We start from the raw sequence: 18,455 nt of genomic DNA, 5'->3' as shown, positions 1-18,455 counted from the left end.
CCATTGTTGTGGAAATGGTTTAAGTGATAGCGATCTTGTGGACGGGAAGCGGTCAATATTTGTCAAAAATGCAACGCTGTATGTCCAAACCAAGGGTTTCCCCTTGGTATTGCGAGAACTACACTTCTTCCATCGCTTCAGACAGTTCTGCCGGAAGCGAGGTCAAAAGAGAACATATTTCGGAGGTCCACCATGAAGTCGATCATCTACGCAGCGATCGCTGCATCCGTCCTTGCCGCCCCGATTGCATCGTTCGCACAGTCCGACCAGGGCTTGACCCGCGCACAGGTCCGGGCCGATCTCGTGCAACTCGAACAGAACGGCTACAAGCCGCTCGCGAGCGATGCGCAATATCCGCAGAATGTCCAGGCCGCAGAACAACGCATCCAGCCGAACCAGCCGATGCTCGCGCATGCCGATACGAGTGGCTACGGTGCGGTGGCGACCGCCGCCGGCCAGTCTGGCCGCCGCATGACGCGCGAAGCCCCGAACCCCGTGAATTCGGTTTACTTCGGCAACTGAACACCCTGGGTCTGCCCGAGCACGGCATATGACCGACGGGACGCGCGCCATCCGCGCGCGTCCGCGTCAGCAGAGCAGAACCTCCGTCGCCGCATTCCGGCGGCTTTTCCGCCCAGACGCTCGCGCGTTTGGGCCTTTTTTGCTGGGGTGGGTCAGGCGGACGTGACCGTGGGCGTGCCGTGGATGTAGTGTTCGAGCTGGCTGATCGTGAACTGCTGATCGGCAATCACGCTCTTCACGAGGTCGCCGATCGAGATCAGGCCGATCAGCTTGCCGCCGTCGAGGACGGGCAGGTGGCGCATCCGGTGCTCGGTCATCAGCGCCATGCACTCGTCGGTCGATTGCGCCGGTTCGACGTAGCGCACCTTGGTCGTCATGATTTCGTCGACGCGGGTGGCCTTCGACGAACGATCCTGCAGCACGATCTTGCGCGCGTAGTCTCGTTCGGTAACGATGCCCGCGATGTCGTCGCCGTCCATGACCAGCAATGCGCCGATGCCCTTTTCCGCCATCAGCTTGATGGCGTCGTAGACGAAATCGGCTTTCGTGACGGTGTAGATCGTGCGGCCCGAATCAGGCTTGGCTTTGAGAATCTGCGCGACAGTCGTGCTCATTCGCTTTCTCCGTGTGCAGAACGATGCAGGGAAGGCAGGGCGTGATGCGCGTCACCCGATGGGGCCAGTATAGCCGGGCCTGCGGCGGCAGTCGCGTGACGTTTCCAGATTAGCGGTAAACTCCGGTCACGCACTATCCACACAACTCCTATATTCCTGATCGTTCGATTGAATTCATGATGTCTTCGCGTCCCCAATCGCCCACGCCGGGCAATGGCCAGGCCGACGAGTGCGTGACGCTCGTCGCCACCGCGTCGCTGCCCACGCGCTACGGTACGTTCACGTCGTACGCTTTCCGCGTATCGGGCAGCGATGCCGAACACCTCGCGCTCGTGATGGGCGACGTGACCGGTGAGCAGTCCGTGCTGACGCGGCTGCATTCCGAGTGCCTGACCGGCGACGTGTTCGGCTCCTACCGCTGCGATTGCGGCGAGCAGCTCGATCTTGCGCTGCGCTACATCGCCGCGGAAGACCGTGGCGTGCTGCTGTATCTGCGCGGCCACGAAGGGCGCGGCATCGGCCTGAGCAACAAGATTCGGGCGTATGCGCTGCAGGAGCAGGGGCGCGACACCGTCGAGGCCAATCTCGATCTCGGCCTGCCCGACGACGCGCGTGAATACGACTCCGCCGCCGCGATTTTGCGGATCCTCGGCGTGACGTCGGTGCGACTGATGAGCAACAATCCGAAGAAGTTCGACACGCTTGCCAAGCACGGCATTCCCGTGTGCGAGCGCGTGGCGCTTGCGGTGCCGGTGCGCGAGGAAAACGAGCGTTATATCCGGACCAAGCAGGTCAAGTTCGGTCACTACTTCGAAGAAAACGAGTAAGCACGATCGACGCGCGGACGCCGGCCCGGGCGTCGCGCGCACATCCGTCAAACGCCACGGGAATCCCGCGTGGTTCGTCTGCATTTGCTGCACGCCCCGATTCCGATCTCGCGTGAATCCACCATTGAAGGTCACCATGCGTGACGACGGCATGTCGTGTTTGCCGCACGCGCGGCGTGCGTTCGTCCCGATGACGGCGTTCGCGCGTAACGCTGCGTATGCGGCTTCCCATGCATGCCGGATCCGCTGCGAACACGATGCGTAAGCCCGACTTGCGCCGGCCGGTTGCCGGGCCTTATCGCCAGTCTCGCTGGATGGCTGCGCTGGAAGTCGCGTTCGGTTGGGTCGCGAAGGGGGCGATGGTGCTAGCGGGGCTGGCAGTCGTGGCGCTGATGGTGCTGACGGGCGATGCGAGCGGCGTGTCGGGCCTTCCGGGTACTCGAAAAGGCTGGTTGTACCTGCTGCTCGTGTCGATCGTGGTTCTCGCGCTGCTGTTTGCCTTCCTCTACTACTGGCCAGCGCCGGCAAAGGCGTCTACCGCAGGCGGATAGAGCGGTGATGCGTCCCCGATAAATTATCGCGGGCAAGAAAAAGCCCGCTAATGGAGCGGGCTGAATCCATGTTTGGAGACATGGAGGAGACAGATGCAACTTTAAGGGAAAACCCGAGGGATGGCAAGCCCTAGTTGTAATTGTGCAACGCAGCGCCAACACGCCTTCCCGAGAACGGCGAACCGGCTCGTCGCGCGGCCCTTGCCGGCGTTCGGCAGGAGGCCGGCAAGGGCCGGTTATCCTCCTGCGCGGCGGCCGTCATCCGGCGGCACCGCCGCCGTCGCACCTCACATACCACTCGCCCAAGCATGCGCGGGAAACGCGCCAAAACGTTCCTGCGCGACCGGCACGGCGTACTTGTTGCGCATCTCGGTCTCGATCCATGTACAGGCGTCGCGCGCGCAGTCGGTCAGGACGTGTCGCGTCGCGTGTCCGTCGATGTCGTAGACGAAACGCACGCCGACCTCGTCGTCGGACACTTTTCGCTGAAGCTGGTTGAGCTGCAGTTGCGGCCCGTGTCGCTGCGACAGCGCGCGCAGTTCGTCGAAGTGATATTCGAGCCAGTCGGCGAAGAACAGCGCATCGCTGTGGCACCGCAACCGGAATGCCGCGCTGCGCGACGGACGCGCTGCGGCATCGCCGCCAGCCTGCTGCTCGCCGTTCGGCGCGATGGCCGCATCGACGGGCGCGAGCGGCTGCCGGATCTGCCGGTACGGCTCGCGCTCGCGCAGCGCGTGCCACAGCAGCTCGTCGCCGGCGGCGCCGGACGGCTGCATCGTCAGGTCGTGCCGGCCGTCGCCGACAGCGGCGACGTCGCGAATCACGAGGCGCAGCGAGCAGAGCGGTGCGTCGGCGGCCAGCAGCGTGGCGGCGCGCGGCAGTCCGCAGACGAGCGGCGCGGCGCCGGCCGCACGAAACACGAGCCCGCGGCGATCGAGCCGCACGAGCGGCAGCGGCCGCGGAAACGACGGGTAGGCAACCGCGATGCGGGCGCCGGTGGCGCTCGTCAACCCGGGCATCATCGCGCGAAAGACCTGAGACTGGTCCACGGTGGTTCTCCTTCGTTACGATGCCGCCCGGACGGACTACGCGCGTTCCGGTTCAGGCGGCGATGGCTTGCCGGGCAGCTTGCCCCGGCTCGATTCCAAGTGCAGCAAACGTTTGCGGATCAATGTCGATCCAGCACGCGACGACCAGACGACCGTCCACCTGTTTCGGCGGGCCTGCGCGGTGCGCGTGCACGCCGATCCGGCGGAACAGCCGCTCCATGCTTGCGAACGTCACGCCGATCAGCTGCCGCGCGCCCAGCTGCGCCGCGCATTCGACGACCGCGGCGAGCATCGGGCGCACGGCCCACTCGGCGTTGCCCGGGCCGCCTTCGCCGTTCGTCGCCGCAAACCGCGACAGCTCCCAGACGGCAGCCGATTGCGGCAGCGGGACGTCCTCGGCGATCAGGTCGGCAAACAGCGACTTCAGCAGATACGGGCGGGTGGTCGGCAACAGGCGGGCACATCCGCACATCTCGCCGCCGGCGTTCCTCGCGAACACGTAGACGGTATCGTCGCGATCGAACTGGTCGCGCTCGAAGCTTTCGTTCGCCGACGGGAGCGCCCAACCGAGCTGTTCGACGAACACATGGCGCCGATAGCGCCCTAGATCCGCTGCAAGTTCGTGTGGCAACCGCCCTTCATCGTGAACGAAGGTCCGCATGGGTGTCCTCGGATCTGTACTTTGGTATGCCCGCATTACAGCGCGCGTCCCGAGGGGGCGGTAACTGGTAACTCTTACAGGGTGAGGGTGGGCCGACACGGTTTTTCCGGTGGCACCGGTTTCTTGATCGACGGGATTGAAATGCCGGCCGCTTTTGCTTATAAAGAGCGCCAGTCGTGCAGAAACGTCAGAGGAATGCGCGGCCGGTTGTCACTGGAGCGTCGGACCGGCATGATAGGCATCGTTGCGGCCGAGCAACGCCGAGGCGACCGCGGCGGCCCAGTCGACGCCGGCGAGCCGCGCGACCAGCGCGGTGGCGGTGCAGACCATGCCGATGTCGGCGCCCGCGGCGTCGACGACCATGATGTTGCTGCGGACGTCGCCGCCCGCGATCTCGAACGTGCCCGTCGCGCGTTCGAGATACCAGTCCCAGCCGACCGTCAGGTATGCGACGCCGGCACCGGCCGGGCGATGCCATTCGGTGTAGCCGGCCAGGCGCGCATCGATCGCGCTGTCGCGCAGTTCGGCGAGCAGCGATGCATCGAGGCCGCTCGCGACATGGTCGAGCACGAGCGTGGCCAGTGCGGTTTCGCACAGGCGCACGTAACCGTCCGGGGACGGGCCGCGGACCGGATGCAACAAAGGTGAAGTCATGCGCGGAATGTATCAGCCCCCAACCGGCGCTGGCACCTGACAGGTATGACAGCGTGACGTTGTCGGAGAAAGAATGGAATTGCGCTGGCAGGATGCCTACCAACAATTTAGCGCCGCGGAAGACGAGCAGCAGCTCTTCCAGCGGATCGCCGCTTATTCTAAACGCCTGGGCTTCGAATATTGCTGTTACGGCATTCGCGTGCCGCTGCCCGTATCGAAGCCGGCGGTGGCAATCTTTAACACTTATCCCGACGGATGGATGGAGCACTACCACGCGCAGAACTACATCGAGATCGACTCGACGGTTCGTGACGGCGCGCAGAGCACCAACATGATCGTCTGGCCGGACGTCGACCGGATCGATCCGTGTCCGCTATGGCAGGACGCGCGCGAGTTCGGGTTGTCGGTGGGCGTCGCGCAGTCGAGCTGGGCGGCGCGCGGCGCGTTCGGGCTGCTGAGCATCGCGCGTCATGCCGACCGGCTCACGCCTGCCGAGATCAACATGCTGACGCTGCAGACGAACTGGCTCGCGAACCTGTCGCATTCGCTGATGAGCCGTTTCATGGTGCCGAAGCTGTCGCCCGAGGCGGGCGTCACGCTGACCGCGCGCGAGCGCGAGGTGCTGTGCTGGACGGCCGAAGGCAAGACCGCGTGCGAGATCGGCCAGATCCTCGGCATCTCGGAGCGCACGGTCAACTTCCACGTCAACAACATCCTCGAGAAGCTGGGCGCGACCAACAAGGTGCAGGCGGTGGTCAAGGCGATTTCGGCCGGGCTCATCGATACGCCCTGACCCGGCACCGGCGGCGGGGCGGTCATGCCGAGCCGCCCGCCGCCGCTCATTCCATCAGCGGTTCCGCTTCCTTCGCGGTCCAGCTCACGCTGGAAATGCTCTTCTCCATGCTCATCCGGCTCGCGATCTGTTCGAGCTTCTGCTGATCCTTCGGATGCAGCTTCAGCGTCGCGGTCACCTTCAGCCGGTCCGGCTGATCGGGCACGTCCTCGCTCGTCAGGCTCTGGAACGACAGCGGCTTCGCGTACATCGAATTCGACAGCAGCGTGCGGATATGCACTTCGTCGGCGGCCAGGCAGATCACGGTGATCTGATACTCGCGCACGAGATCGGCGTTCGACACGGGCGTCGCGTTGATCGCCTGGCTGACGCCGCGCAGCACCGTATTGGTGAGCAGCACGACGCCGGTGCCGGCGAGCGCCGGCACGTAATGCCCGGAACCCGACAGTACGCCGACGGCGGCCGAGCACCACAGCGTCGCGGCCGTATTGATGCCCTGGATCGAGCCCTTGTCGCGCATGATTACGCCGCCGCCGAGAAAGCCGACGCCGGACACGACGTACGCGGCAATCTGCGTGACGCCGGCCACGCCGTTGCCGGTCAGCACGCCGAGCGTGACGAACAGGCACGCGCCGCTCGCAACGAGCGTGATCGTGCGCAGGCCCGCCGTGCGTTGCCGCATCTGGCGTTCGAGGCCGATTGCGACGCCGCAGGCGAACGCGGTGAAAAGACGAAGTGCGAAATCGAGAGTCATGGTTGTCCTGCCGTGCAAGGAGCGCATGCCGGCCCGGGTCGCGACGGCGCGATGCCGAAGGCGACACGATGGCCGTCATCGCGCGCTACTGTAGCGTGCGAGTGCGTCATTCAGTGTGAAACGGGTGGCGTGCGGGCTCGCGGAACGCGAGCCGGGCAGGAGAACTGCGTCGGACAGGCGTTCAGGCGGCAAGCGGCGCACGCAACGGAGTGCTGCAACTGTCCACGATGGTTCCTGAAGGGAGAATGGGCGGCATTCTAGTGGGCCGCGCGCGCCGGCGTCAACGAGTTTGGCTGCGGGCCGGGCACGGCCGGCGCGTCATTGCGACGAACCGATCGTGCCCGTCGCGAGCGCGAGCGCGGCGGCGGCGGACAGCGCGCCGGCGTAGCTGTCGACTTCCGCGTTGCGTGCCGCGAGCAGTTGGCTTTGCGCGATCGTCGCATCGGTGATCGAGCCGACGCCGTTGCGGTACGCGGTCAGCGCCGCGTCGTAGCTGGTCTGCGCAGCGTCGACGAGCGCCTTGGCCGCGTCGTGCGACGCGAGGCTCGTCTGCACCGCGTTCTGCGCGGCGACGACCTGGCGGACGGCTTCCTCCTTGGTTCGCGTGAGCCGCGCGGATGCGCTCTGCGCGTCGTTGCGCGCCTGCATCAGCACGGCGGAGCGCAGGCCGCCGTCGTACAGCGGGATCGTTACGCCGAGGAACACGCCGCCGCCGTAGCGGCTGCCGTTCAGGTTGACGGTCGGCGCCTGGTCGCCGATTGCCGGCAGCGCGGAGATGGCCGTGCCGCCGCTTGCATACGACGTCGACGCGGACAGGAAGATCTTCGGCATGAATGCGGCTTCCGCGGCCTTGATCTTCGCGCGATTGGCCTGCTCGAGCGCATATGCGCCCTGCAGGTCGGGGCGGCGCGAGATCGCGTCCGACACGATCGCGTCGACCGACGAAGCGAGCGCGGGCGGCAGCGGCCGCTTCGGCAGCGCGGCGATCGACGGCTTCGACAGCGGCGAGATGCCGAGCGCGGAAACCAGCGCGAGGTAGCTGTCGCTCTCCGTCCCGTTCGCCTGCACGAGCGCGAGATTCGCCTGCGCGCGGTTCTGCGTTGCCTGCGCGAGCTCGACGACCGTGCCGACACCATGCTTGAGCCGCGCGCGGGATGCCGCGAGGATCGCGTCGGCGTTCGCGAGGCCCTGCTGCGCGCTGGCCGCGCGCGAGCGGGCGGCTTCGTAGCGGTAGTACGCGACGGTCACGTCGTGGATCACCTGCTGGTGCACGGCCGTGAACGCGACGTTCGACGCAACCGACGCCTGCTCGGCCGCCTCGACGCGCGCCGCGCGGCCGCCGAAATCGAACAGCAGCCATTGCAGCGACAATGCCGAAATCGTGCCGTGCACGGTCGAGTTGCTCGACGCGTCGCCGAGGATCGTCGAGGTCGAGCCGTGGCTCGTCTGGTACGCGCCCATTGCCGTCGCGGACAGGTTCGGCAGGTACGCGGCCTTCGCGATGCCGACCGCGAGCGCCGCGTTGCGTGCGTCGTTCCAGGCGATGCGGGTCAGCGGGTTCGTGGATTCCGCGAGATCGATCAGCTCGGGCAGCGTGTACGGATGCGTCGAATCGAGCGTGGCGGGCGGCGGGACCGACGCGAGCGCGGGCGAGGCCGGCAGCGTGTAGTCGTGCGGCGCGCGTTGCGCGGACGCCAGCGGCGGCGCCGGCACGATGTCGCCGGCGGCCGACGTGTGCGGCTGCCACGGACGGTCGGGCGCTTCCGGCGCCAGGTCGATCGACGATGTCGCGCAACCGGTCAGCGCGACGGCGGTCGCGAGCGCGGCTGCGGCGAGCGACGCGGCCGGCGGTTCAGGTACGCGCATGAGGGGCGGGCTCCTTCGAGGTGGCTTGACGGGCGGCATCGGCAATGTGTGCGAGCCGCGTGTCGATCAGGTTCAGCAGCGCGGCGCGTGCGGGGTCGGCGGGCGCGGCGGCCGGCGGCGGGGCCGGCACGGCTGCCGCTTCCGCGGTCGATGACGACGGTGCCGGGGTAGCAGCGTCGGCGGCCGGGGCATCGTCGCGCAGTTCGACCACGCGCGCGAGCCGCGCGTCGAGCGCCGCGTCGCCCGGCGCGCGTTCGGCGAGCAGGAACAGCGGGCCTTCGAGCGCGCCGAGTTCTGCAAGTGCGCGTCGCCGGGTGGCGAGCCACGTGGCGGCCGGCCGAACCCACGACGGCTCGTAGTGGACGAGGCCGAGCTCCTGCGCGATCGCGCCGTGCCGTGCGAAGGCTTCGGCGGCGAGCGTGCGGCGTTCGGCCGGCTGCGCGATCCGCACGACGCGGCGCCACTGCTCGAGCAGCGTGGCGAGCGCGACGTCGATCTGCTTGCCGATGCTCACGGGCCAGATGCGCGTGAATACGAGATACACGACGACGTTGCCGAGCAGGATGCCGATCGTGCGATCGCGCGCGATCGTCAGGTCGAAGCCGGGGCCGGCGCCCTGGATCACGCACAGGAAAAGCGCGAACGCGATCTGGAAGCCTGCGTACGCGATGCGCGGCGAGCCGAACGCGACCCACGCGGACAGCCATGCGCCAGCGAACACCAGCGCCATCAATTGACCGACCGACGACAGCGCCGGCACGACGAACACGAGCGCCGCGGTGCCGAGCAGCGCGCCGACGATGCAGCCGACGATCCGCAACGTGAGCTTTTCGACCGTCTCGGCCGTCGAACCGAGCGACACGATGTAGCAGGTGACGACACACGTATGGATGCCAGACCAGTCGAGCTGCGAATACAGCAGATAGCAGAAGATCGCCGCGGCGGTCGTCTTCAGCGCATAACGGATGTGATCGGGGTTGCTGCGCGCATCCGGCAGGAAGAAGCCGCCGCCCGGAGCCTTGGCGGGCGATGCGGCAGGTTCGGGGCGGGCGGCCGCGGACGTGCTGCGAGAGGCGGCCGGCGCGTGTGCCGCTGTGTCTGCCGCTGCGCCCGGTTCCGCGAAACGCGTGAGCGCCGCATGGAGATCCGTCGCGGCGATGCGCGCGAGTGGCGGCAGCGCATCGGCCGGCGGCAGCGCGAGCGTCACGTCGACCGGATAGCCGCCGCGTTCGAGAATCGCCGCCATCTCGTCGAGCGTGGCCGCGATCGGCGTGGAAAACGCGGCGGGCAGCCGCGCGTCGGGTTCGCGATCGGCCAGCGCGACGCCGACCAGCAGCGCCGTGCTCGACGCAATGGCCTGCCGCAGCGCGGCGACGTCCGCGGCGCTCGACGAGCCTTCGAGTTTCGACAGCTTGAGCCACGTGAGGAGTTGCTTGTCGCCTTCGCGCAGGCTCGCGTCGAACGCGGCGCGCGTGGTGTCGTCGCCGCGCAGCCGGAGCGCGGCGAGCCGCAGCCGCTTCGCGAGCTGCGCGAGCGCGAGCTTGCGCGGCGACGGCGCGATCAGCAGGTTGACGACGATCGCGACGCCGACCGGAATCGCGATCGTCAGCCAGATATAGAGCAGCGCGCGCGTCGCGGCTTCGCCGAACGGCGCGAGGCCGAGCTGGTCGAGCCCGAAGCCGACGATCATCGCGAGGATCGCGCCCACGGGGCGCAGCTTGCTGGCCGACGTCAGGTACAGCAGCCCGACCGACAGCACGGCCATGCACGCGACCCGCAGGATCGAATAGTCGATGCTGAAGATCGCGATGCCGAGCACGAGCCCGATCACGATCGTAACGATCAGGAGCAGCGCGGCCGCGAGCACGACGCTCGTCACGCGGTCGGCGCGGATCATGAAGAACACGACGTAGGCGGACAGCGCGGCTTCGGGCGTACCGTACGCGCTCGTCACGAGCACGGTCAGCGCGCAAATCAGGGCTACCCGGACGGCGATCGACGTGCGTCCCGGAAACGGCGCGAGCAGTCGCAGGACTTCGCGCGGGCCCGGCGACCGAACCTCAGCGGCAGGCCGAGCCATGCCGGACCTCGACGATCGCGCTCGCGCCGACACGCACGAGCTTGCCGTCGGGTTCGTCGAGCTTCACGCGCACCGGAAAGCGCTGCGCGATGTGCACCCAGTTCACCGAGCGCTGCACGATCGGCAGCGCGCGCGGCAGGTTGATGCGATCGCTGTCCGAGATGCCCGCGCCGATGCCGACGACCTTGCCCGTCAGCGGGCGGCTGCGGTCGATCATCGAATAGACGGTTGCGCAATCGCCGACTGCGATGCGGTTCAGCGACGTTTCGCGGAAATTGCCGACGGCGAACCATTCGCTCGCGTCGATCAGCGTGAAGATCGACTGGTTCGGCGCGAGGGTTTCGCCGGCGAGCACGGTCAGCCCCGTCACGAGCCCGTCGTGCGGCGCGCGCACGATCGTATCGTCGAGCGCGTGCTGCGCGCGGGCGAGCGCGGCTTCGCGCGCATGGAGCGTCGCGATCGCGTCGGCGTCGTCGCCGATCGTCCGGGCGGATGCGTGCTGCTGTTCCTGTGCCTGCGCGAGCGATACGGCCGCGTCGCGCTGGCGGACCTTCGCCTGGTCGAATTGCTGCGCGCTGACGTAGCCTTGCGCGGCGAGCGGCGCGAGCCGGTTCACGTCGCGTGTCGCGAGATCGTGGTTTTGCGTGGCGCGCTTGACCTGCTCGGCGGCGACCGCCGCGTTCGAACGCTCGCCGATCAGCGACCGGCGGCGCGTGTCGAGCGACGCGCGCGCGAGTTCGAGATCGGCCTGCGCCTGCGCGACCGTCAAGCGATACGGCACGGGATCGATTTCGTAGAGCAGATCGCCTTTCGCGACGCGCTGGTTCTCGTGTACCGCGAGCTGCACGATACGCCCGCCGACTGGCGACGCGACGTGTACGACGTCCGCGTCGATCGACGCGTCGTCGGTGGACGGGTAGGCCGTCGTGCGGTGGTACGCGTACGCGAGCGCCGCGATGCCGAGCGCGACGATCGCGAGCGCGATCACGCGGCCTTTCGTCGAGGGGCGGGTAACGCCGGCGGCCTTCATGCGAACGGCCCCGTGCCGGCGAGCCATACGATGACCGCGACCACGAGGCCGATCGCGGTGCATACGGCGAGCTGGTAGGGCACCGTGGCGGCCCAGCCGGTCGCGACGAACACGCGGTGCGCGACGATCGCGCCGACGATGCCGACGATCGCACTGACGAGCCAGAGCGGGAAATACGCGCCGAACAGCACGTACGACGGTGCGCCGCGCGATGTGCAGCCCGCGAGCGGCAGGGCGGGCGCCAGAGCGGCGGCAACGCGCAGGGGCACGCGCGGCGTTGTTTTTCTCATGGTGTGGCGAGCTCGACGTTTGGGGTGGATGCCGGGCGCGGCGCAATGCGCATCGTCGCCGCGACGACGATGCCGTGATACGGAGCCGATGATAAATCAGCACGATGCAGACCGCCAGCCGTGCGGGGCCGGCAGCCGCCGTCGCGGCGGGCCCGGGATTTTGCCGGCGCATGCTCGTGTAGGGTTGCTAACGGACTGTAAAGGATCGTCAGACGAAACCGGGGCAGCGGCTTTCGTTTGCCAATGCGGCGAAATCGATACGCGAATGCCGGATTGTTGCATCAACGCCAGTGAATCCGGTCGGGAGGGCCGGGCGAGGCGATCAACGCGCTTCGTCCGGCGCAGCGCTGTCGTCTTGCGGCGGCATCGCACCGGGATGGTGCTGCCGGCCGATGCATCGATGCTCGCCACCGTGCGGAACCGCGCGAAGCCTCCCGGCGCCGCTGGCGGCGCCACCCATCGTGCCGGCCGGTATCTGTGTACCATCCTGCGTAGGTGTGCCGCGCGGCACGGGGCCCGTCGACACGCGATGTCGCGGCCCCGCTCGCCGCGCGGCGCGGAAGCGGTATCGCCACGAGGATGAGCGTTCCATGCGAAGTTTCTTTGTCCGGTTCATTGCAATCGGCGTGCTGTTCCATCTGTATGTCGGGCTGAGGATCATTCCCGACGCGTTTGCGTCGCCGCTCGCGCGCACGGTCGCGGCGCTGGTGCTGGCGAGCTTCGTCGTGCTGATTCCGGTCGGGATGTTCTCGCGCCGCTTCGACGAAGGCTGGGCCGCGACGCTGGCCGGCTGGGCCGGCTCGCTCGTGATGGGGTTCTTCTCGTCGCTGCTCGTGCTGACCTTCCTGCGCGAACCGGTGCTGCTCGGCGTGGTCGCCTGGCGGTATCTCGGGCATGACGGCGCGTGGAGCGGCGCGGCATCCGACACGGCGCTCGCCGTGCTGGCGGGCGCGGTGCTGGTCAGCGCGATCGGCTTCGTCGGTGCGCGCCGCACCGCGGCGGTCAAGCGCGTGTCGATTCCGGTCGACGGGCTGCCGGCCGCGCTCGACGGGATGACGATCGTGCAGCTGTCGGACATTCACGTCGGGCCGACGATCAAGCGGCCTTATATCGAGCGGATCGTGCGGGCGGTCAATGCGCTGAATGCGGATCTCGTCGTCGTGACGGGCGACGTGGTCGACGGTTCGGTCAAGCGCCTGCGCGAACACACGGCGCCGCTCGGCCGCATGCAGTCGCGCCACGGCAGCTTCCTCGTGACGGGCAACCACGAGTACTACGCCGGCGCGCACGCGTGGATCGACGAGTTCCGGCGCATCGGCTTGAAGGTGCTGCTCAACGAGCACGTGCTGATCGAGCACGACGGTGCGCGCGCGGTGCTCGCGGGCGTCACCGATTTCACGGCGGGCGGGTTCGATCCCGCGCATCGCAGCGACCCCGAGCAGGCGCTCGCGGGCGCGCCGCACGACGTCGCCACGAAGATCCTGCTTGCGCACCAGCCGCGCAGCGCGGAAGCGGCGAGCCGGGCCGGCTTCACGATCCAGCTGTCGGGCCATACGCACGGCGGCCAGTTCCTGCCGTGGCCGCCGTTCGTGCGCATGCAGCAGCCCGTGATCGGCGGGCTGAACCGGTTCGGCGCGATGTGGCTCTATACCAGCCGCGGCACCGGTTACTGGGGGCCGCCGAACCGCTTCGGCGTGCCGTCCGAGATCACGCTGATCCGTCTGGCACGCGGCGGGTAGCGTGCGTCGGACGGTACGCGCGCGGACGTGTCACGCGCCGGAATGACAGCGCATGGCGGCGCGCGTCGCCGTTGGCTACCATGCAGGCATGGTTCGTTTGTACCGCTCATTTTCTGTCCGATCCCGAGATGTCGACGCCCGATCTTTTCGCCGATACGCCCGTGCCCGACGTGGACTGGTACCCCGACTGGCTCGCGCCGGCCGACGCCGATCGCGTGCTGGCCGCGCTGCTCGACGAGGTCGCGTGGCGGCAGGATACGATCCGCACGCCGCGCGGTCGCATTCCGCTGCCTCGGCTCACCGCGTGGCAGGGCGAGCCCGATGCCGTCTACGTGTATTCGGGGATCCGCAACGTGCCAGCGCCGTGGACGCCGGCCGTGCTCGATCTGAAGCGGGCGGTCGAGACGATCTGCGGCGCGCGCTTCAACAGCGTATTGCTCAATCGCTACCGCAACGGGCAGGACAGCCTCGGCTGGCATGCGGACAACGAGCCTGAACTCGGCGACACGCCGGTGATCGCATCGGTGAGCCTCGGCGCGATGCGCGTGTTCGACTTGCGCCATCGCGCGACCGGCGCCGTGCATGCGTATCGGCTGACGCACGGCAGCCTGCTGGTGATGCGCGGCCGTACACAGGCCGAATGGCAGCATCGTGTGCCGAAGGCGCCGGCCGTGCAGGGCGAGCGCGTCAACCTGACGTTCCGGCGCGTGATGTCGGCGGGGTGAATCGCGATCCGTGCCGGGCGTCGGGCTTCTGTCGGCTCCGCCCCTATTTCATGCTCATCGAGGCTGCGGCCCGCCCATGCGGCACGTTGCCGCATGACCGACGCGTCGTGCGCCGGCGATGGGCTCGTGAGGCTTGTCCTATATAGGCTTCAGGTGGATTTCATCGACCGCCCGGTTCCGATAGGCAGGTGTAAGCCCTGATGGTGCGTCGCAACATTCATTGACTAGACTACCGAATGGCTGAAACGCGCCGCAAACCGGCGCATTTTTTCGATATGTCCGAGGCGTCGCCGATGCGGCGCGCCGGGCAGGAGCGTAACCCGTGACCGTACTTGACTCATCCCTCGAACCCTCGCTGCACGTCTTCGAACAAGACGGTGGATGGCAATGGGCGCTGACGGTGGCGCGTGCGTCCGGCGTTGGCGTGAAGGTCGTCGCATTCAGCCGCGAAGGTTTTCGCGGCGAGGCCGACGCGTATGCGGCCGGCCGGATGGCCCGTGCCGAGTATGACAGCGCCGTGACGGCCTGACGCTCGCGTTCGATCGTGCGCCGGCCGGGCCGCGCGCGCCGCGCGTGGCTTTGCTTCGATCGTTCCCTCCATTGTCCCTTCGTCTGTCCGCTGCCGCGCTTCGCGCGCCGCACGCGCCATGCCGGCGCGCGGCGTCGTCCTGCCTGCCCCAAATGGTCCGTACCTTTCGACACGCGTGTGCCATGCGCCGCGCTTAACGTGCATGCGCGCCGGACGCAGGACGGCGACCCATCGACAAGAACGCAGGTCATGTGCGACGACAGAACCGACTACGACGACCGCCCCACGCGCGGCGGACGGCGCGCGGCGCGGGCGCCGGAACGGGGATTCACGCTGATCGAGGTGCTGATCGCGCTCGCGATCGTGGCGGTCGCGCTCGGCGCGGTGATGCGCGCGATCGGCGCGCTCGCGTCGGACACCGATACGGCCCGCATGCGCCTGCTCGCGCTATGGAGCGCGGACAACGCGCTCGGCGAGATCCGCATCGCGTCGACCTGGCCGTCGGTGGGCACCCATACGTTCGACTGCCCGCAGGGGCGTTACCGGTTCGTGTGCCGGCAGTCGGTCGCGGCGATGCCGAGCCCGCTCGTGCGGCGCGTGACGGTGAGCGTCTATCCGTCGGCGTCGAGCCGCAACGTGCTCGCCGAAGTCGTCACGGTCGTGCAGGATGAAGCGCGGCGCTGAACGGCGCGCGGCGGCGCGCGCACGGGGTTTCACGCTGATCGAGATGCTGGTCGCGATCGCGCTGCTGGCGGTGATCGCGCTGCTGTCGTGGCGCGGCCTCGACGCGACGATCCGCGGCCGCGACGATATCGCGTCGAATCTGGCGCAAACGCGGCTGCTCGGCCGCTATTTTTCCCAGTTGCAGTTCGACCTGATGAACCTCGTGACGGCCGACGAGGTGTTCGGGCCGCCGCTGCGCATCCGGCCGAACGAACTCGTGATGGTGCGTCATCTCGGCGTCGGCAGCGGGCCGACGCACGTGCAGGTCGTGCGCTACCAGCTCAAGGGGCGCGACCTCGTGCGCAGTGCGTCGCAGCCGCTCGCGTCGCTGGCCGAGGTCGAGGACGCGCTGCGGCACATGGACGGGTTCGCGCGCGTGGTCGTCAGCAACGATGCGCGGTCGATGCAGCTTGCCGTGTGGATTCCGCCGAGCGGATGGACGACGAGCCAGGCGGCCGTCGAGCAGACCTATGCGCAGTTCCTCGCGCAGCACGGCGTCAGCAACATCACGTCGCTCGGGATGCCGTTGCCGCGCGGGGTGCGCTTCGCGGTCAGGATCGGGGTGCCTGCCGTCGAGTACGTGCGGACCATTCCGATCGGCCAGTGACGGCGGCATGGCGGGCAGCGCGGGCGAGCGGCCCGCGACGGCCCGGCCTGAAACGTGTTCCGTCCCCCGGGCAAAAAGGTCCGTAACTTTCGTCATACGTCTGTTATTGGCCGTCCGTTAGTCTCGTGATGAGCATGACCGCCGCGACCGGCCGCTTCGGCCCGTTCAGCGGCGGCATCGGCAAACGGGAAGGGGGCGAACGTGACGGTCGAGCACCGGCATGATGCACACGCGGGCGCGTCGGGCAACGACGCGTCCGGGCCACGGCAATCGGGGGCGATCCTGAGCCGCGCACGGAACTGGCACGGCGCGGGTCGCTTCGACGACGCGGCGCGCGAATACCTCGCGGTGCTCGCGAAGGAACCGGACAATCCTCAGGCGCTGCACCTGTACGGCGTGCTGCAATTCCAGCGCGGTGCGGCCGACGACGCCGAGGCACTGCTGCGCCAGTCGATCGCGATCGAGCCCGGCACGCGCGCGCTGTCGGATCTCGGCGCGATCGCCGGCGAGCGCGGCCGCATCGACGAGGCGCTCGAGCATTTCGCCGCCGCGCTGCGCGCGACGCCCGACGACGTTCAAACGCTCGTGCGGCGCGGCAACACGCTGATCGGGCTGCGCCGCTACGACGACGCGCTGGCGTCGTTCGACCGCGCGCTCGCCGCGTCGCCGCTCGTGCTCGATGCGCTCTGCAATCGCGGCAGTGCGCTGCGTGCGCTCGGCCGCTTCGACGAAGCGCTCGATACCTACGATCGGGCGCTGATGGTCGACCCGCGCTCGTTCGAATCGTGGTTCAACCGCGGGCTCGTGCTGCGCGCGCTGCAGCGGCCGGCCGATGCGCTGCAGTGCTTCGACCGCGCGAACGCGATCCGGCCCGGCGTGGCCGCAATCATGGCCGAGCGCGGCCGCACGCTGATCGACCTCGACCGGCCGAGCGAGGCGCTCGCCGCGTTCAACGAAGCGATCGCGGCCGATCCCGCGCGGATCGACGTGCTCTACAACAGCGCGGTCGCGCTCGAACGGCTCGGCCGCGCCGACGAAGCGCTGGCCCGCTGCGAGCGCGTGCTGGCGCTCGATCCGGGCAACGTGCGCGCGCACGCGAGCCGCGGCAATGCGCTGCTGCAGCTCAAGCGCTACGACGACGCGCTGGCCGGCTATGCGCGGGCACTGGAAATCGATCCGCACTCGGCGGAGACGCTGTGCAATCGCGGGACCGCGTTGCGTTACCTGAAGCGATACGACGAAGCGCTGGCCAGCTACGACGCCGCGCTCGCGCGCGACGCGCGGTTCGCCGAAGCATGGACCAACCGCAGCAGCGTGCTGCAGGATCTGCACCGCTACGACGACGCGATGGCGTCGCTCGATCGCGCGATCGCGCTGCGCCCCGAGCACGCGACGAACTGGCTCAACCGCGGCAACCTGCATTTCGAAACGGCGCGCACGGACGACGCGCTTGCCGCGTACGACCGCGCGATCGCGCTGCATCCCGACTACGCCGAAGCGCATTTCGCGCGCGCGTCGCTGTATCTGATCGAAGGCGATTTCGCGCGCGGCTGGCCCGAGTACGAATGGCGGCTGCGCGACGCGCAGCTCGCGCGGCACTACCGGCCGTTCACGCAGCCGGCGTGGCGCGGCGACACGCCGCTCGACGGCCGGACCGTGCTGATCCACGCGGAGCAGGGCTTCGGCGACACGCTGCAGTTCTGCCGCTACGTGCCGCTCGTGGCCGCCCGCGGCGCGCGCGTGGTGTTCGAGGTGCAGCCGCCGCTGCGCGCGCTGATGGCGTCGCTGCACGGCGCGGCCGACGTGATCGCGCGCGGCGCGCCGCTGCCGGCGTTCGACTGCCAGGCGCCGCTGCTGAGCCTGCCGTACGCGTTTCGCACCGACGAAGCGACGATTCCGCGGGCCGGCGCGTATCTGCAGGCGGACCCGCAGCGCACGCGCGAATGGGACGCGCTGCTCGGCGAGCGGCGCCGGCCGCGCATCGGCCTCGCGTGGGCCGGCAATCCGGAACACCGGAACGATCACAACCGGTCGATCGATTTCGCGTGCTTCGCGCCGCTGTTCGATCTCGACGTCGACTGGATCAGCCTGCAGAAGCCGGTGCGCGAACGCGACGTGGCGCGGCTCGCGCAGGCGCCGGTGCGGCGCGTCGACGACGAACTCGGCGACTTCGCCGATACGGCCGCGCTGATCGGCGCGCTGGATCTCGTGATCGCGGTCGATTCCGCGGTTGCCCATCTCGCGGGCGCGCTCGGCCGCCCGGTCTGGGTGCTGCTGCCCGATCCGGCGGAGTGGCGCTGGATGCGCACGCGCGACGACAGCCCGTGGTATCCGTCCGCGCGGCTGTTCCGCCAGGCGGCGCCCGGCAACTGGGCCGACACGATCGACGCGGTGCGCGCCGCGATCGAGCCGATGACACGTTAGACACGACACGCGCAACG

General features: G+C 68.6%; 19 protein-coding genes. 10 read left to right on the top strand and 9 right to left on the bottom strand.

Going from position 1 to position 18,455, the window contains the following annotated elements; translation table 11 throughout:
* The first annotated feature begins 192 nt into the window (after window positions 1–192).
* Window positions 193–522 (top strand): DUF4148 domain-containing protein, encoded by a 330-nt coding sequence (locus BME24068_RS09020; RefSeq protein ID WP_174925842.1) that lies wholly within the window; start codon window positions 193–195, stop codon window positions 520–522.
* Window positions 523–674: 152 nt separating this feature from the next.
* Here BME24068_RS09020 and BME24068_RS09015 read toward each other — a convergent pair whose 3' ends face one another.
* A complete protein-coding gene (locus BME24068_RS09015; RefSeq protein WP_096501228.1) occupies window positions 675–1,136 on the bottom strand; it encodes a CBS domain-containing protein in 462 nt (153 codons plus the stop codon).
* A gap of 176 nt (window positions 1,137–1,312) precedes the next feature.
* Here BME24068_RS09015 and ribA point away from each other — a divergent pair, with 176 nt between their 5' ends.
* Window positions 1,313–1,963, top strand: a complete 651-nt coding sequence (gene ribA, locus BME24068_RS09010; protein WP_096501226.1) for a GTP cyclohydrolase II — start codon at window positions 1,313–1,315, stop codon at window positions 1,961–1,963.
* A 257-nt stretch (window positions 1,964–2,220) separates the two neighbouring features.
* Window positions 2,221–2,514 (top strand): hypothetical protein, encoded by a 294-nt coding sequence (locus BME24068_RS09005; protein WP_174925841.1) that lies wholly within the window; start codon window positions 2,221–2,223, stop codon window positions 2,512–2,514.
* 287 nt (window positions 2,515–2,801) lie between these two features.
* Here BME24068_RS09005 and BME24068_RS09000 read toward each other — a convergent pair whose 3' ends face one another.
* The 3 genes from BME24068_RS09000 to BME24068_RS08990 form a co-directional block, all read right to left on the bottom strand.
* Window positions 2,802–3,563 (bottom strand): hypothetical protein, encoded by a 762-nt coding sequence (locus BME24068_RS09000; protein ID WP_174925840.1) that lies wholly within the window; start codon window positions 3,561–3,563, stop codon window positions 2,802–2,804.
* Between the two features lie 52 nt (window positions 3,564–3,615).
* The gene (locus BME24068_RS08995) at window positions 3,616–4,224 is read right to left on the bottom strand and encodes an acyl-homoserine-lactone synthase (protein WP_174925839.1); all 609 of its coding nucleotides are present in this window, start codon (window positions 4,222–4,224) and stop codon (window positions 3,616–3,618) included.
* A 210-nt stretch (window positions 4,225–4,434) separates the two neighbouring features.
* Window positions 4,435–4,878 carry a DUF4902 domain-containing protein gene (locus BME24068_RS08990; protein ID WP_174925838.1) on the bottom strand — a complete coding sequence of 148 codons (444 nt, stop codon included), beginning with the start codon at window positions 4,876–4,878 and terminating at the stop codon, window positions 4,435–4,437.
* Window positions 4,879–4,951: 73 nt separating this feature from the next.
* On the opposite strand from BME24068_RS08990, the gene BME24068_RS08985 reads away from it, so the two are divergent.
* Complete coding sequence (locus tag BME24068_RS08985; RefSeq protein WP_174925837.1) at window positions 4,952–5,671, top strand: autoinducer binding domain-containing protein; 720 nt, start codon at window positions 4,952–4,954, stop codon at window positions 5,669–5,671.
* A 46-nt stretch (window positions 5,672–5,717) separates the two neighbouring features.
* Here the strand turns inward: BME24068_RS08985 and BME24068_RS08980 are convergent, their stop codons facing one another.
* From BME24068_RS08980 to BME24068_RS08960, 5 genes are all read right to left on the bottom strand, one after another.
* A complete protein-coding gene (locus BME24068_RS08980; protein ID WP_076478711.1) occupies window positions 5,718–6,425 on the bottom strand; it encodes an MgtC/SapB family protein in 708 nt (235 codons plus the stop codon).
* Between the two features lie 318 nt (window positions 6,426–6,743).
* The gene (locus BME24068_RS08975; protein ID WP_174925836.1) at window positions 6,744–8,291 is read right to left on the bottom strand and encodes a TolC family protein; all 1,548 of its coding nucleotides are present in this window, start codon (window positions 8,289–8,291) and stop codon (window positions 6,744–6,746) included.
* Window positions 8,278–10,371 carry an FUSC family protein gene (locus tag BME24068_RS08970; protein WP_174925835.1) on the bottom strand — a complete coding sequence of 698 codons (2,094 nt, stop codon included), beginning with the start codon at window positions 10,369–10,371 and terminating at the stop codon, window positions 8,278–8,280. Before BME24068_RS08970 ends, BME24068_RS08975 begins: the two co-directional genes overlap by 14 nt.
* Entirely contained in the window at window positions 10,352–11,401 is a 1,050-nt protein-coding gene (gene mdtN, locus BME24068_RS08965) for a multidrug transporter subunit MdtN (protein WP_174925834.1), read from the bottom strand. The genes BME24068_RS08970 and mdtN overlap by 20 nt, the downstream gene beginning before the upstream one ends.
* Complete coding sequence (locus BME24068_RS08960; RefSeq protein WP_174925833.1) at window positions 11,398–11,691, bottom strand: hypothetical protein; 294 nt, start codon at window positions 11,689–11,691, stop codon at window positions 11,398–11,400. Before BME24068_RS08960 ends, mdtN begins: the two co-directional genes overlap by 4 nt.
* A gap of 590 nt (window positions 11,692–12,281) precedes the next feature.
* Here BME24068_RS08960 and BME24068_RS08955 point away from each other — a divergent pair.
* From BME24068_RS08955 to BME24068_RS08930, 6 genes are all read left to right on the top strand, one after another.
* Window positions 12,282–13,430, top strand: a complete 1,149-nt coding sequence (locus tag BME24068_RS08955) for a metallophosphoesterase (RefSeq protein WP_174925832.1) — start codon at window positions 12,282–12,284, stop codon at window positions 13,428–13,430.
* A gap of 128 nt (window positions 13,431–13,558) precedes the next feature.
* On the top strand, window positions 13,559–14,155 hold the full coding sequence (locus BME24068_RS08950) for an alpha-ketoglutarate-dependent dioxygenase AlkB family protein (protein ID WP_174925831.1): 597 nt from the start codon (window positions 13,559–13,561) through the stop codon (window positions 14,153–14,155).
* Between the two features lie 322 nt (window positions 14,156–14,477).
* A complete protein-coding gene (locus BME24068_RS08945; protein ID WP_096501202.1) occupies window positions 14,478–14,684 on the top strand; it encodes a hypothetical protein in 207 nt (68 codons plus the stop codon).
* A gap of 249 nt (window positions 14,685–14,933) precedes the next feature.
* Window positions 14,934–15,368, top strand: coding sequence for a type II secretion system minor pseudopilin GspI (gene gspI / locus BME24068_RS08940; protein WP_174925830.1), 435 nt, complete (start codon window positions 14,934–14,936; stop codon window positions 15,366–15,368).
* Complete coding sequence (locus BME24068_RS08935) at window positions 15,352–16,014, top strand: PulJ/GspJ family protein (protein WP_174925829.1); 663 nt, start codon at window positions 15,352–15,354, stop codon at window positions 16,012–16,014. Before gspI ends, BME24068_RS08935 begins: the two co-directional genes overlap by 17 nt.
* Window positions 16,015–16,215: 201 nt before the next feature.
* Window positions 16,216–18,438, top strand: coding sequence for a tetratricopeptide repeat protein (locus tag BME24068_RS08930; RefSeq protein WP_174925828.1), 2,223 nt, complete (start codon window positions 16,216–16,218; stop codon window positions 18,436–18,438).
* Window positions 18,439–18,455: the final 17 nt, after the last annotated feature.

Source organism: Burkholderia anthina, from assembly GCF_902498995.1.
Classification (GTDB): Bacteria; Pseudomonadota; Gammaproteobacteria; order Burkholderiales; family Burkholderiaceae; genus Burkholderia; species Burkholderia anthina.
This window is presented reverse-complemented; position numbering and strand designations above follow the sequence as displayed.